The sequence below is a fragment of the Streptacidiphilus albus JL83 genome, from assembly GCF_000744705.1.
Taxonomy (GTDB): Bacteria; Actinomycetota; Actinomycetes; order Streptomycetales; family Streptomycetaceae; genus Streptacidiphilus; species Streptacidiphilus albus.
In genome coordinates, this window is the sequence record NZ_JQML01000001.1 from 449,180 (window position 1) to 462,098 (window position 12,919).

The window sequence follows — 12,919 nt, forward strand, 5'->3', positions numbered from 1 at the left end:
ACCCGGGGCCGGTGACGCTCCGTAGGACTTCCGTAAGGTGCCGCTGCGGCATTTGTCCGAGTCCAGCTCCTAGCGTGGTCACATGACAGATTTTCCCCCGAGGCCCGTTCCCGCGGCCGTCGACGTCGTCCTGCCCTGCCTGGACGAGGCGGCCGCGCTGCCGTGGGTGCTGGGACGAATGCCGGACGGCTACCGCGCAGTGGTCGTGGACAACGGCTCGACCGATGGCTCGGCCGAACTGGCCCGCTCCCTGGGCGCGCTGGTGGTGTCCGAGTCCCGGCGCGGCTTCGGCGCCGCCTGCCACGCCGGGCTGCTGGCGGCCACCGCCGAGTACGTGTGCTTCTGCGACTGCGACGCCTCGCTCGACCCGGCGGACCTCCCCGGACTGGTCGCCGCCGTCCACGCCGGCGGCGCCGACCTGGTGCTGGGCCGCCGCCGCCCGACCGGTCGCGGCGCCTGGCCGCTGCACGCCCGGCTGGCCAACGCCGAACTGGCCCGCAGACTGCGCGCCCGTACCGGGGCGGACCTGCACGACCTGGGCCCGATGCGGGCCGCCCGCCGGGACCGGCTGCTGGACCTGGGGCTGGGCGACCGCCGTTCCGGCTATCCGCTGGAGATGGTGCTCTCCGGCGCCGCCGCCGGGATGCGCATCTCCGAGCGGGAGGTCGGCTACCGGCCGCGCACCGGACGGTCCAAGGTCACCGGCACCCTGCGCGGCACCCGGCAGGCGGTCCACGACATGCGCGCGATCCTGGCCGCGCGGCCGGCCACGCTGCTGGTCATCGCCAAGTCCCCGCAGCCGGGACGGGTCAAGACCAGGCTGACTCCGGCCTGCACCCCGGAGCAGGCCGCCCGACTCGCCGAGGCGGCGCTGGTGGACACCCTCACCACCCTGGCGCGGGTGCCGGCCGGACGGAGGCTGCTGGTCCTGGACGGCCCGCCCGGCCGCTGGCTCCCGCCCGGCTGGGAGGTCGTCCCGCAGCGCGGCGGCGGCCTGGACGCCCGGCTGGCCGACGCCTTCGCCTCGGCGTCCGAGGGCCCCGACAGCCCTCCCGCGCTGCTGGTCGGCATGGACACCCCGCAGCTGCGGGCGCGCACCCTCGCCGAAGCCCTCTCACGCGCGGGCAGGACCGGGACCGACGCCTGGTTCGGGCCCGCCGCCGACGGCGGCTTCTGGGCCTTCGGCCTGGCCCGTCCCGATCCGGACCTCGCTCGGCGCCTGCTGCTCGGGGTGCCGATGTCCAGCCCGTCGACGGGCGCGGCCCTGCTCGACCGGCTCACCGCAGCGGGGCTGCGGGTGGCGACCCTGCCCGTCCTCAACGACGTGGACACGGTCACCGACGCCGCCGAGGTCGCAGCGCTCGCACCCGCCGGCGGCTTCGCCAGGACCTGGCGCACCGTCACCGGTGCCGCCGGCGCACTGGAGACGAAGCCCCGGGCCACGGCGCACGGTGCGGCCGGATGACCGTCCCCGGGGTCATCGCCCCCCGTCCCCGCCCCTGGTCGGACGATCCCTTCGCCGAGGCGATGCGCACCGGCAACGGCCCGCTGTGGCTGCGCCGCGACGACGGCCACCGGCATCCGCTGGAGGTCGAACGCTGGTGCGCCCCGCCCGACCCGGCCGACTGGACCCTGCTGTTCCGCTGCCTGCGCCGAGGCCGACCCGCCCTGGACATCGGCTGCGGTCCGGGCCGACTGATCGCGGCGCTGCAGAGCTGCGGCCTGCCGGCCCTGGGGGTGGACCTCACCCGCACCGCGGTCCTGCGCGCCCGCGGTGCGGGCGGCAGTGCGCTGTGCCGCTCGGTCTTCGACCGGCTTCCCGGCGAGGGCCGCTGGGGCACGGCTCTGCTGGCCGACGGCAACCTCGGCATCGGCGGGGACCCCGCCGCCCTGCTCCGCCGCACCGCCGACCTCCTCGCGCCGGAGGGCCAGTTGCTGGTCGAGGTCGAACCCGACGACCTGGACGAGCGGGTCACCGTCACCGTCGAGGACGCGGCCGGGCGCAGCGGCCCCGCCTTCCGCTGGGCCCGGCTCGGCGCACCTGCCACCGTCCGCTGCGCGGAGGAGGCCGGGTTCGCCCTCACCGACGCCTGGACCTGCCAGGGACGGCACTTCCTCGCGCTCGGGCGCTGAACCGCCCCTCCCCCACCGCCGACAGGAGTACGCCACCGTGACCACGACCAGCACCGCCCGTCCGCACCGGCCCGACCCGGGCCGGGCCGCGACCGGGTGGTGCGCAGCGGCGCTGGCCGCCTTGGTGGCGGCGCTGGCCGGGACCTTCACCGGCGGCGGCTCACTGGGGCACCGGGACCCGCTGTACGGCTGGTACGCGGCGGACGTCCTGCTGTTCGTCGTCGCCATCGTGCTGCTGCGGCGGGTCCCGGCCCGCCGCAGCACCGCGCTGGTCCTGCTCGGCAGCCTGGCGGTGGCCCTGACCGGACTGCTCGCCACCCCCCGGACCAGCGACGACGCCTACCGCTACCTCTGGGACGGCCAGGTCCAGGCAGCAGGCATCTCCCCCTACGCGGACGCCCCCACCGCTCCGGCGCTGGCCGCGCTGCGGGCCCGGAACCCGGCGCTGTTCCCGGTCACCGGGACCTGTACCGGTTGGGACCTGCACCGGGCCGACGGGATCTGCACCCATGTCAACCGGCCGACCGTGCACACCATCTATCCGCCGGTCGCCGAGTTCTGGTTCCTCGGCCTGCACCAGGCCGGACGGATCGCCGGTCGCACCGGCATCGGCGTGGCCCAGACGGGCGGGGCGCTGCTGGCGGTGGCGACCACCGGTGCGCTGCTGCTGGTGCTGCGGCGCACCGGGGCGCCCGCGCACCGGGCCGCGCTGTGGGGCTGGTGCCCGGCGGTGGCGGCCTGGTCCGTGAACGACGCCCACGTGGACACCCTGGGAGCGCTGCTGCTGGTCGGCGGTCTGGGCCTGCTGCTGCCGGGCCCGGCGGGCGGCGGACGGCGCGGGCCGGCCGGGGTGCTGCTCGGCCTGGCCACCGGTACCAAGCTGATCCCGGTGCTGGCGCTGCCGGGCGCCATGTCCGGCTGCCTGGCCCGGGGCCGCCGCCCGGGCCCACGCGACCTGTTGCTGCCGGCCGCTGCGGGGCTGACCTTCCTGCTCTGCTACACGCCCTACGTCCTCGCCTCCGGGCTCGGCGTGCTCGGCTTCCTGCCCGGCTACCTCCAGCAGCAGGGGTACGACCAGGGCACCGGCTTCGGCCTGCTCGCGCTGCTCGGCATCCCCCAGCCGCTGCTGCCCGTCACGGTCGCCGCCGTCCTGCTGGCAGCGGTGCTGCAGGTGCTGCGGTACGGCGATCCAGGTGCGCCCTGGCGCGGCGCGCTGACCGTCACCGGCACCGCCCTGTTCCTGGCCGCGCCCGACTACCCCTGGTACGCGCTGCTGGTGGTGGCCCTGGTCGCGCTCGACGGCCGCTGGGAGTGGCTGGCCCTGCCGGTGGCGGGTCAGGCCATGTACCTGTCCGACGGCGCACTGCAGCAACCGGCCTACGCGGCGGCGCTCTACGTGGTGCTGGCCGGTGCGGCGGTACGCGGGCTCACCCGCGTCGCCCGGGTGGGAACGCCGGCCCGCCCGCCCCACCCCCGCGTCAGCCCTTCCGCGCCCGGGGTCGGCGTTGACGGCGGCCTTGACGGGGGCGTTGACGGGGGCGTTGACGGGGGCGTTGACGGCGCAGCTGGAGGCGCCGCTGACGACCGGCACGGACGGTGGACGCCAGCAGGCACAGCGCCGAGGCGGCGAAGAGCACAGCGGTGATCAGCAGCCAGTGTCCGAGGAACGTGCCAGCGGGCAGCCCGGTGGTGGGCCCGAATCCGGGAACCCGGCGCAGGACGAGCGGGTACCAGACGACCAGGAGCAGCAGCGAGACCAACCCCGGAACCCGGACGTAGTTGACCGACCCGCTGCCCGCCCGGGAGCCGGGGCCGCCGTGGCGGCCGGGCAGCAGGCCTTGCAGCGCGCGGTCGGTGACGGTGTAGAGCGGGAGCAGTACCAGGTCGTGGACCAGGGCGGCGGCCACGAACCAGACGGCGACCGCGACCGTGTCGCCCTTGAGCAGCCGCAGTCCGGCGTACAGGGCCAGCGCGAAGGAGCACAGGACGGCCAGCAGGTGCAGCGGGGAAGCGCCGTAGCGCTCGCGGGCGCCCTTCACGAGGCGGCTCCGAAGGTCAGCCGGGTGACCCACTTGGTGTTGTGCACCCCGGGGTTGGCCGGGACGATGATCCGGGCCGGGTAGCCGTGGTCCGGGGACAGGTCGGCGCCGTTGACCCGTAGCGCGAGCAGCGAGCGCGGGTCCTGGACCTGGTTGGCGCGCAGCACGGTGGAGCCGAAGGAGCCGCCACGCTCCACGGACTCGACGAACACCTCCGGCGCCCGGCCGGTGAAGCCCGCCATGGCGGCCAGGTCCCGCAGTCGCACCCCGCTCCAGTGCTGGTCGGCGGTGGACCAGCCCTCCACGCAGGCGATCGGCAGCGCAGCCTCGTGCTGCGGCAGCGCCAGTACCTGGTCCCGGGTCAGGACACTCTCGTGCCCGGGGCCGCGGACCACCAGCCGCCACTGCGGGCCGATGTCGGCGGCGCGGATGCCGACGGACGCGGCGGTCTTGTTGATCTGGAAGCCGTCGGGTCCGCCGCCCGGCTCCTGGCCGTGCGGCGCCAGCAGCGCGGTCCGACGCAGCGAGCCGCCGATGCTCTGACCCGCCGTCACCGCGAACAGCACCAGTGAGCCCAGGCCCACCGTCCCGAGCGCGCCGCGCCGTGAGATGGTCGCCGGGGCGGGCCGTGGGGACACCAGGCCGGTGTCGTCCGGCGGCTCGGGCAGCGTCGCGCCGGTGCTGGTCCGCATTTCGGTACGCAGTCGACGGCTGCGCAGGGCCCGGACCATCACCGGGATCCTGAACGCGGTGTGCACGACGAAGGCGCCGATGAACACCCAGGCGCCGTAGAAGTGCAGGGTGTAGAAGGACCCCGGGAAGATGTAGTGCAGCTGGATGTTCAGCAGGCCGGTGACGAACTCGAACAGCGCACCGCCGACCAGCAGCAGCAGTGACAGCCGGTCCAGGGCGTGGGCCGCCGACCGCACCGGCGGCCAGGAGAACAGCCTGGGGATCACCGACCACAGCTTGGCCAGCAGCACCGGCACCAGCACCACGCCCAGGGTGACGTGCACGCCCTGCGTGAGCCGGTAGAGCCAGGACGGATCGGTGGGCCAGGAGAAGAGGTAGAAGCCCAGCCAGCCCTTGTCCGGGGTCTGGTCGTTGACCGCCGCCAGATCCGGGTTGTAGGCGGCGTAGGACAGCAGCCCGGTCACGAACATCACCGGAATGCCGACCAGCAGGACCGCTCCGAGGACCGAGGTCAGCCACGGGCCCCGGATCGGGCTGCGCCAGAACTCCGGACGCGCCGGACCGGGCGGCGGCCCCCGGCGAGTGCGGCCCGCAGCCGGCGGCCCCTCGCCCCAGCGGCTTCGATCGCCTGCCGCAGCCGCCCGGGGCGGTGCGCCTCACGCGGCGGTTCCGCGCGCCCCCTGCCGGACCCCGTGCCGGGCGCGGCAGCAGTGCTGCCTCCTCGATCGGGCCGTCGGGGCGCGGGTGACGGAGTGTCAGGGTGGCTGTCGTCGGGATCCATCAGTCGTTTCCTTGGCAGGTCGGGCGTCGGCGGGTGGCCCCGCTGGCACGACCGTAGGCCGCGGCCGGATGAATCAGCCGAAACGACTCATTACGACACCCTGACGTCCACCCGGCCTGCCCCTGGGCGAGGGGACCGGCCCGGGGGCCCAGGCCGGCCCGCGATGTCGGTGGCAGGTGACAACGGGCTCGACCGGCTCAGGGCCGACGGGCCGACGGGCCGAGCCGGATCAGCAACGTCGCCTCCGGCGCGATCGAGGCAGCCAAGCGCACCTTCGACGCGGGCGTCAGGGCTGTCCGGGCGCGGTTCAGGGTTCGAGGTTCTCCAGGTCGGCGAGCAGGCTCGGGTGGGTCGGCTGCCAGCCGAGGGTGGCGCGGGTGCGGGCGCTGGACGCGGGCTGGTCGGTGGCGAAGATCGGGCCGAGGGTGCCGAAGTTCTCCTGCGGTACCGACTCGACGGGCAGGCCGAGCCGTCGGCCGATGACCGCGGCGATGTCGCGGACCGTGTCGCCCTCGTCGGCGACGGCGTGCCAGGAGCTTCCGGCCGGGGCCTGCTCCAGGGCGAGCCGGAACAGCACGGCGGCGTCCCGCGCGTGGACGGCCGGCCAGCGCTGCGCGCCGTCTCCGGGGTAGCCGGCGACGCCGGTTCGGCGGGCGATGTCGGTGAGCAGCCCGGCGAACCCGCCCCGGCCCTGGTTGTGGACCGTGCGCGGCAGCCGTACCGCCGAGCTGCGCACGCCGCGGGAGGCGAGTTCGAGCGCGTGCGTCACCGACCGGCTGCGGCCGGCGACCGGTCCCTGGGTCGGCAGGGCGTCGTCCTCGGTGGAAGCACGCCCCGGCTGGTAGGGCGTGCCGGCCACGGTGACGAGCGGGCGGTCCGTGCCGACGAGGGCGTCGCCGAGCGTCGCGAGCGCGGCGGCCTCCTCGGCGACGCCCCGGGCCAGGGCCTCGGGCGAGCTGAAGTCGTTGCTGAAGGCGAGGTGGATGACGCCGTCGGCCCGCTCCGCGCCGGCTCGCAGCACGGCGAGGTCGGCGAGTCGGCCGCGGAGCACCTCGGCGCCGGCGGCCTTGGCCTGCGCCGCGGAGGCGTCGGAGCGGGCGAGGGCGGTGACCGAGTGTCCCGCGGAGAGCAGTTCGGTGACGACGGCCGAGCCGATGAGGCCGGTTCCGCCGGTGATGAAGACGCGCATGACGAGCTCCAAGCAGTGATGCGACTGGTGTCCCATCACCGTAGCGGATGATGCGACACCTGTCCCGTCGACTACGATGGCGACATGCCGAGATGGAAACCGGATGCGCGTCAGCGTCTGGTCGTGGCGGCGCTCGGGCTGTTCGCCGAGCAGGGCTACGACGAGACGACGGTCGCGCAGATCGCCGAGCGCGCCGAACTGACGCGCAGCACGTTCTTTCGCCACTTCACCGACAAGCGCGAGATCCTCACCGCAGGGCAGCAGGCCCTGAGCCGGCTGCTGGCCGAAGGCATCGACGCAGCCCCCGAGGAGGCGACGCCGATGACAGCCGTCGCGGCCGGCCTGGAGCGCGCGTCGGGAGAGATGACAGCGTTCAACCGCTCGCTCGGTCCGCTGCTGCACGCGGCGATCGAGGCGAACGAGGAGCTGCGCAGCCGCGCGGCGCTGAAGAGCGCCGGCATGGCCGCGACGATGGTCGACGCACTGAAGCGGCGCGGCGTCGCGGAACCCACCGCCCAGGTCGCCGCCGAACTGGGCGTGCTCGCGTTCAGGCTGGGATACGCACGGTGGACGGACCCCGCCCGCGACGACGACCCCGGCGAGCTGGCCGCCCTCACCCGAGCAGCCTTCGACGAACTCCGCACGGCGGCCGCGGGCCTCAGCTAGGGCGCGCCATCGCGGCGGGATCAATGAGCGTCAGGCGGCCCAGGCGCGCGTGAGGAACGCGGCAGCCGCGTTCAGGGCGCGGTCCGCGTCGTCCAGGAGGGCCGCGAACCCCTGGAAGACGTGCGGAACCTCGGGCCAGACCTGGAGCTCGACCGCGACGTCGTGGTAGGCGGCGCGGGAGGCGAGGCGGAGGGCGTCGTCGAGCAGGATCTCGTGGGAACCGACCTGGATGAGCAGCGGTGGCAGCCCGGTGAGGTCGGCGAAGACGGGGCTGGCCAGCGGTGTGGCGGTGTCGCGCTCGCCGAGGTAGTCGCGGGCCCTGGTGCGCAGGGCCTGGGGGGTGAGGGCGGGGTCGAGGGCGGCCTTGGTGGTCGCGCTGGCACCGGAGACGGTCAGGTCGACCCAGGGGGAGAAGAGCGCGGCCGAGGAGGGCTGGGGCTGGTCGGCGTCCCTGAGCGCGACCAGGGTGGCCACGACCAGGCCGCCGCCTGCGGACTCGCCCACGAACGCGATCCTTGTGCTGGGAACACCCTGGTCGAGCAACGCGCGGTAGGCGGCCACGGCGTCGTCGAGGGCTGCGGGGAACGGGTGTTCGGGGGCGAGGCGGTAGTCGACCGATACGACCCTGGCTCCGGCGCGCCGGGAGACGTCGGCGGCCAGGCCCACGGAGTCGGGCGCCGAACCAAGGGCGTAGGCACCACCGTGGAAGTACAGCAGGACCACTGAGGGGTCGTTGGCGGGCGTCTCGACAGTGATGACCGGCACCCCGCCGAGCTCGCCATGGGTGGCCGAGACGTCCTCGGGCAGCGGCACCGAGGCCGTCATCTCATGGAAGACCGCCCGCTGCTCGGCGATGTCGCCGCCGACGTCAAGCGGTCCGTGGCGCAGGAGTTCATCGAGGTCACGGCGCTGCTGCTGAGTCATGGTGATGCCTCTCGGGAATCCGGGGTCGTCGGGAACGTGGGACGGACCGGTCAGCGCGGCGGGCCGAGGATGATGTTGCCGTACTTGTCGGCGATGCCGGGATCGGGTGTCACCTGGAAGCCGGGCGGGCGCGGGGTGGACTTGTCGCGGCCGGTCTCGCGGAACATCCCCTCGATGCCGGCCGGCGTGTTGATCATCAGCAGGTCGGCCTTCTTGGAGGTGATGCGGTAGCCGTGCGGGACCTGCTTGGGCAGGTACACGATGCCGCCCTCGGCGAGTTCGTACTCCTGGTCGTCGCACCACACCAGGGCGGTGCCCTTGAGGAGGAGGAAGACCTCGTCCTCGCGGGTGTGCGTGTGGTACGGCGGCGCCTCGCCCTCGGAGACGTCGAAGCGCCCGATCATGAGTTGACCGTCGGTGGCCCTGCCGTCGAGCAGCATCGCCAGGGTGCCGCCGTCGAGCCATTCCAGTTGCTGCTGCTGTTCGGGTTGCGCGAGGTAGACCATGCTCATCTGGGAACTCCGTTCAGGTGCGGGGTCGGACAACCTCTTGCACTTCCTGCTCCATCCTGGCCGTGGGCAGCGCATCACAGGGCCGAGTTCGGCGCAAGACCGGGCGGCGACGTACGGTCGGTGTGCCGGATCCCATGGCTCGGCCGGTGAACCGACCCCGTGTCCTCACCCGCCCCGGGAGGCACGGGATCGGACGGGAAGCGGGCGGCGACCCGGGTGGCGGTGGCGGTGGCGCGGCGCGTGGTGATCGCCAGGCCGGTCACCACGATCAGCAGTCCGCTCGCGGCCAGGATCCACCAGCCCGGGTGGCCGGCGGCGGCGAGGCCCGCGCGACCTGCTCCCCCGGCGTGCGCGGCGACGATCGAGCCCAGAACCGCCACGCCGAGGTTGTTGCCGACCTGGCGGCCGGTGGTGGTGATCGCGGCGGACACCCCGGCCTGGGCGCGCGGCATGCCGGCCACCGCCGAGCTGGTGATCGGGGTGTTGACCAGGCCGAAGCCGATGCCCAGCAGCACATAGGCGGTGAGCAGGACCGCCCATGGCGTCGTCGCGGTGAGCGTGGTCAGCATCAGCGCGGAGGCCGCGATGAGCAGCCCCGCGGCGACCAGTGGCAGCCTCGGGCCACGGGTGGCGGTCAGGTGCCCGGACAGCGGTGAGGCGAGCGCGATGCCGGCCGCCATCGGTACGGTCAGCAGCCCGGCGTCCAGCGCGCTGCACCCGCGCACCTCCTGCAGGTACAGGGTGTTGAGGAACAGGAACCCGGACAGGACGACGAAGGCGGTGACGGCCACGACGAACGCACCGGTGAACGGGACCGAGCGGAAGAACACCGGGTCCACCAGCGGCTGCTCGCGCCGGCGTTCGTAGCCGGGCAGTGCCACGGCGGCGACCGCCGCCAGGAGGAACAGGCCGAGGATCGGCAGGCTGCCGTAGCCCCGCCGGGAGCCCTCGATGATCGCGAAGATCAACGAGGTCAGGAGCGTGACCACGAGCAGCTGACCGACCGGGTCGGGGCGCCGCACCGTCGCGGCCCTGGACTCGGGGATGAACACCGCGGCCAGCACCAGGGCGGTCACGCCGATCGGGATGTTGATCCAGAAGATGGAGCGCCAGCCGGCCGAACCGACCAGCAGGCCGCCCACGACGGGTCCGGCGGCCAGGGACAGGCCGACGGTGGTGCCCCAGAGCCCGATCGCACGGGCGCGCTCGCGCGGCTCGGGGAAGGCGTGGGTGATGATCGACAGGGCGACCGGGTTGAGCATGCTGGCGCCCAGGCCCTGGACGACCCGGAAGGCGATCAGCCAGCCCAGAGTCGGGGCCAGCGAGCAGGCCAGCGAGCCGACGGTGAACAGGGACAGTCCGGCCTGGAACACCCGGCGCCGTCCGATCCGATCGGCGGTGGACCCGGCCAGCAGCATGAAGGCGGCCACCGCCAGGGTGTAGCCGTCGACGGTCCACTGCAGACCGCTGACCGGGGCGTGCAGATCGCGGCCGACCGCAGGCAGGGCCACGTTCACGGCGGTGGTGTCCAGAGCGGTGATCAGCAGGCTCAGGCAGCACACCGCCAGCACCAGCCCTCCCCGCCGGCGACCACCGCCGGTCGGGGGCGTGTACGTCCTCATGTCCGTCCTCCTCGCTGATATTGGTGCGGTTCTGGCATGTGCAGTGCCCCGTTGGGCCGCGAACGGTGCGGTGAGCGTCAGCGGGTCGCCCGCATGCACGGCCGGGCGATGCCGGTGGATCAGAGCTCGATTCTGATGCCGGGTTCGACGATGTGGACGCTGGTCCCGGGGGCGAGGTCGCGGGAGGCCTCCTGGTAGTGCAGCGGGTTCTTGTCGCTGCGGGTGATCAGCCGGTCGCCCAGGAAGCCCTTGGTGAACGCGTAGTGGTGCGGGACGGCCAGCTCGGGCCTGAGGATCGCGGTCAGTTCGGCCGCCTCCCGGGCGTTCATGACGACCTGCAGGTTGTCGGCGGGCCGGACGTGCAGGCCGTTGGTGGGCAGCAGCGCGAGCGATATGTGCCCCAACCGGTCGGGGATCTCGGCGAGTTCGGGGATGAGCATGGTGTCCCCGGCGAAGTACACCGCGTCGGCGCCGGCGCGCAGGACGAAGGTGACCTCGTAGACGCCGTGCTTGGCCGGGGTCGCGGTGATGGTGACACCGCCGGCCTCCACGTCCTGCCAGGGCTTGAGGGCGGTGACGTCGGTGAAGCCGTGTCGTCGCGCCGCCTCGACGACGGTTTCGGCGACGAACAGCGGCACCGAGCGGTCGCGGTAGGCGGCGAAGGCCTCCAGGTCGCAGTGGTCGTAGTGCTCGTGGCTGATCAGCACGCCGTCGAGCCGGGGCAGGTCGGCGATGCCGATGGCGATCGGCTCGCCCTGGTAGTAGCCGGGCCTGGTGCTGAACCAGGGGTCGGTCAGGAAGGTGCGGCCGCCGATCTCGATCAGGTGGCAGCTGTGGGTGATACGGGTGACTGCGGTCCTGGGCATGGTCGGTTCTCCTTGGGCAGCGGGCGACGGGCGGGGCGAGGGCGGCGGGGGCGGCAGGCGGAACACGACTCAGCGGGCGAAGGCGGAGAAGTCGGTGTCCCCGCTGCCCCAGATCGCGTCCACGACCTGGTCGGGCGTCTCCATCTGCGCGTTGTGGCCGGTGGCGGGCAGCAGCTGGAATCGGGCCAGCGGGATCGCGGCGGCGTAGGCGCGGCCGTAGTCGCTGTCCACGATCCCGTCGCTCTCCCCCCACAGCACCAGGGTCGGGACCTCCAGCGTCCCCAGCCGCGCGGCCAGGGTCGGGTCGGTCATCGCAGCGCCCGCGTAGACGGCGATCGCGGCCCGGTTGCCGGCCGCGACGGCCTGCGCCGCCGGGGGCAGGGTGGCGGCGTTGAAGCGGAACGGGTCGGGGTTGTGGAAGCTGAGCTCGAAGACCTGATCCATGGTCAGCGAGAAGAAGTCGGCGACGGGGTGGCCGGGGACCTCGATCCCGACCGCGTCGATCAGGACGATGCCGCTGACCCGCGGCGACTTCAGCAGCGCGATCTCGGCGGTGACCCAACCGCCGATGGAGTTGCCGATGACGGTGACGTCGGCCAGCTCCAGCTGGTCGAGCAGCGCCTGGTAGAGCGCGGCCAGGCGGGCGACGGAATCCAGGGCCTCGGGCCGGAGGGTGCCGCCGAAGCCCGGGTGGGTCGGGACGAGCACGCGCACCTCGTGGGCGGCGGCGAACTTCTCGGCGAAGCCGCTCACCGACTGCGGGCCGGCCCCGCCGTGCAGCAGCAGGAACGGCTGCCCGGACCCGTACTCGGCGACGGACACCTCGATCGGGCCGATGCCGGCAAGGCTGACGGTGTACTGCGTGGTGGTGCCCATGGCTATCTCCTCGTTCGGTTCGTTCGGTTCGTTCGGTTCGTTCGGTTCGTTCGGTACTGGTCCGGCGCGGGACGGGTCGCGGGGCGAGCGCTCAGGCGAAGTCGGTGGCCGGTTCGGTGGCGTAGTGGCTCATCGCCTCGATCGTCGCCTCGGGGGTCAGCGGCCGGCCGTCGGCGATCATGTCGCGCAGGTCCCGGAAGTAGTTGACGTACAGGTCCGGGGTGAAGGTGTTGAGCAGGACGGTGGTGCCGTCGGTCGGGTTGGCGAAGGTGTGCGGGGCGCCGGGCGGGATCATCACCAGCGTCCCGGCGGGAGCGTCGTACTCGGTCTCGCCCACGGTGAACCGCGCCGCGCCCGACACCACGTAGAAGCCCTCGTCGTGCCGGGCGTGCCGGTGCTGCGGCGGCCCGTCGGTGTGCGGGGCCAAGGTGATCTCCCCGACGCCCAGCCGGTGCCCGGTGGTGCTGCCGTCCTCCAGGATCCGCATCCGGGTCGGACCGAGCTGGATCGACTCACCGTCGCCAGGACCGACCACTGAGACATCTGCCATCTGAACCTCCAGTGAAGAGAGAGCCATCGTTATTGGGGTTGACTCTCATGAGAGTAGGCGAGTCGTTC

12 protein-coding genes and 1 pseudogene are annotated in these 12,919 nt (G+C 73.6%); 4 read left to right on the forward strand and 9 right to left on the reverse strand.

Annotated elements, in window-relative coordinates; translation table 11 throughout:
- Positions 1 to 82 precede the first annotated feature (82 nt).
- The 3 genes and pseudogenes from BS75_RS49825 to BS75_RS02040 all read left to right on the forward strand — a co-directional run.
- Positions 83 to 856, forward strand: a pseudogene (locus tag BS75_RS49825) (glycosyltransferase family 2 protein); the annotation flags it as partial.
- A gap of 45 nt (positions 857 to 901) precedes the next feature.
- Positions 902 to 1,465 (forward strand): TIGR04282 family arsenosugar biosynthesis glycosyltransferase, encoded by a 564-nt coding sequence (locus BS75_RS49045; RefSeq protein WP_231608089.1) that lies wholly within the window; start codon positions 902 to 904, stop codon positions 1,463 to 1,465.
- On the forward strand, positions 1,462 to 2,133 hold the full coding sequence (locus BS75_RS02040) for a methyltransferase domain-containing protein (RefSeq protein WP_042438825.1): 672 nt from the start codon (positions 1,462 to 1,464) through the stop codon (positions 2,131 to 2,133). Before BS75_RS49045 ends, BS75_RS02040 begins: the two co-directional genes overlap by 4 nt.
- Positions 2,134 to 3,611: 1,478 nt before the next feature.
- On the opposite strand, the gene BS75_RS45865 is transcribed toward BS75_RS02040, so the two are convergent.
- From BS75_RS45865 to BS75_RS02060, 3 genes are all read right to left on the reverse strand, one after another.
- Positions 3,612 to 4,172 carry a hypothetical protein gene (locus BS75_RS45865; RefSeq protein ID WP_042438823.1) on the reverse strand — a complete coding sequence of 187 codons (561 nt, stop codon included), beginning with the start codon at positions 4,170 to 4,172 and terminating at the stop codon, positions 3,612 to 3,614.
- Positions 4,169 to 5,329 (reverse strand): molybdopterin-dependent oxidoreductase, encoded by a 1,161-nt coding sequence (locus tag BS75_RS02055; protein ID WP_408022512.1) that lies wholly within the window; start codon positions 5,327 to 5,329, stop codon positions 4,169 to 4,171. The genes BS75_RS45865 and BS75_RS02055 overlap by 4 nt, the downstream gene beginning before the upstream one ends.
- A gap of 624 nt (positions 5,330 to 5,953) precedes the next feature.
- Positions 5,954 to 6,835: an SDR family oxidoreductase gene (locus tag BS75_RS02060; protein ID WP_034086950.1), complete on the reverse strand. Its 882-nt coding sequence runs from the start codon at positions 6,833 to 6,835 to the stop codon at positions 5,954 to 5,956.
- A gap of 84 nt (positions 6,836 to 6,919) precedes the next feature.
- Between BS75_RS02060 and BS75_RS02065 the strand changes: the two genes are divergently transcribed.
- Positions 6,920 to 7,501 carry a TetR/AcrR family transcriptional regulator gene (locus BS75_RS02065; protein WP_034086951.1) on the forward strand — a complete coding sequence of 194 codons (582 nt, stop codon included), beginning with the start codon at positions 6,920 to 6,922 and terminating at the stop codon, positions 7,499 to 7,501.
- A 30-nt stretch (positions 7,502 to 7,531) separates the two neighbouring features.
- On the opposite strand, the gene BS75_RS02070 is transcribed toward BS75_RS02065, so the two are convergent.
- The 6 genes from BS75_RS02070 to BS75_RS02095 all read right to left on the reverse strand — a co-directional run bounded on the left by BS75_RS02070 (position 7,532) and on the right by BS75_RS02095 (position 12,851).
- Positions 7,532 to 8,425, reverse strand: coding sequence for an alpha/beta hydrolase (locus BS75_RS02070; protein ID WP_034086952.1), 894 nt, complete (start codon positions 8,423 to 8,425; stop codon positions 7,532 to 7,534).
- Positions 8,426 to 8,475: 50 nt separating this feature from the next.
- The gene (locus BS75_RS02075; protein ID WP_034086953.1) at positions 8,476 to 8,937 is read right to left on the reverse strand and encodes a cupin domain-containing protein; all 462 of its coding nucleotides are present in this window, start codon (positions 8,935 to 8,937) and stop codon (positions 8,476 to 8,478) included.
- A 74-nt stretch (positions 8,938 to 9,011) separates the two neighbouring features.
- Positions 9,012 to 10,559 (reverse strand): MFS transporter, encoded by a 1,548-nt coding sequence (locus tag BS75_RS02080; protein WP_081982053.1) that lies wholly within the window; start codon positions 10,557 to 10,559, stop codon positions 9,012 to 9,014.
- 119 nt (positions 10,560 to 10,678) lie between these two features.
- Entirely contained in the window at positions 10,679 to 11,425 is a 747-nt protein-coding gene (locus BS75_RS02085; protein WP_034086954.1) for an MBL fold metallo-hydrolase, read from the reverse strand.
- Positions 11,426 to 11,494: 69 nt separating this feature from the next.
- Positions 11,495 to 12,301: an alpha/beta fold hydrolase gene (locus BS75_RS02090; RefSeq protein WP_034086955.1), complete on the reverse strand. Its 807-nt coding sequence runs from the start codon at positions 12,299 to 12,301 to the stop codon at positions 11,495 to 11,497.
- A 91-nt stretch (positions 12,302 to 12,392) separates the two neighbouring features.
- The gene (locus BS75_RS02095; RefSeq protein ID WP_034086956.1) at positions 12,393 to 12,851 is read right to left on the reverse strand and encodes a cupin domain-containing protein; all 459 of its coding nucleotides are present in this window, start codon (positions 12,849 to 12,851) and stop codon (positions 12,393 to 12,395) included.
- Positions 12,852 to 12,919: the final 68 nt, after the last annotated feature.

Coding starts and splice junctions, on each gene's coding strand:
- BS75_RS02040 (WP_042438825.1), top strand. CDS start 1,462: ATGACCGTCCCCGGGGTCATCGCCCCCCGTCCCCGCCCCTGGTCGGAC.
- BS75_RS02070 (WP_034086952.1), bottom strand. CDS start 8,425: ATGACTCAGCAGCAGCGCCGTGACCTCGATGAACTCCTGCGCCACGGA.
- BS75_RS02065 (WP_034086951.1), top strand. CDS start 6,920: ATGCCGAGATGGAAACCGGATGCGCGTCAGCGTCTGGTCGTGGCGGCG.
- BS75_RS02095 (WP_034086956.1), bottom strand. CDS start 12,851: ATGGCAGATGTCTCAGTGGTCGGTCCTGGCGACGGTGAGTCGATCCAG.
- BS75_RS02075 (WP_034086953.1), bottom strand. CDS start 8,937: ATGAGCATGGTCTACCTCGCGCAACCCGAACAGCAGCAGCAACTGGAA.
- BS75_RS02085 (WP_034086954.1), bottom strand. CDS start 11,425: ATGCCCAGGACCGCAGTCACCCGTATCACCCACAGCTGCCACCTGATC.
- BS75_RS02090 (WP_034086955.1), bottom strand. CDS start 12,301: ATGGGCACCACCACGCAGTACACCGTCAGCCTTGCCGGCATCGGCCCG.
- BS75_RS02080 (WP_081982053.1), bottom strand. CDS start 10,559: ATGAGGACGTACACGCCCCCGACCGGCGGTGGTCGCCGGCGGGGAGGG.
- BS75_RS02060 (WP_034086950.1), bottom strand. CDS start 6,835: ATGCGCGTCTTCATCACCGGCGGAACCGGCCTCATCGGCTCGGCCGTC.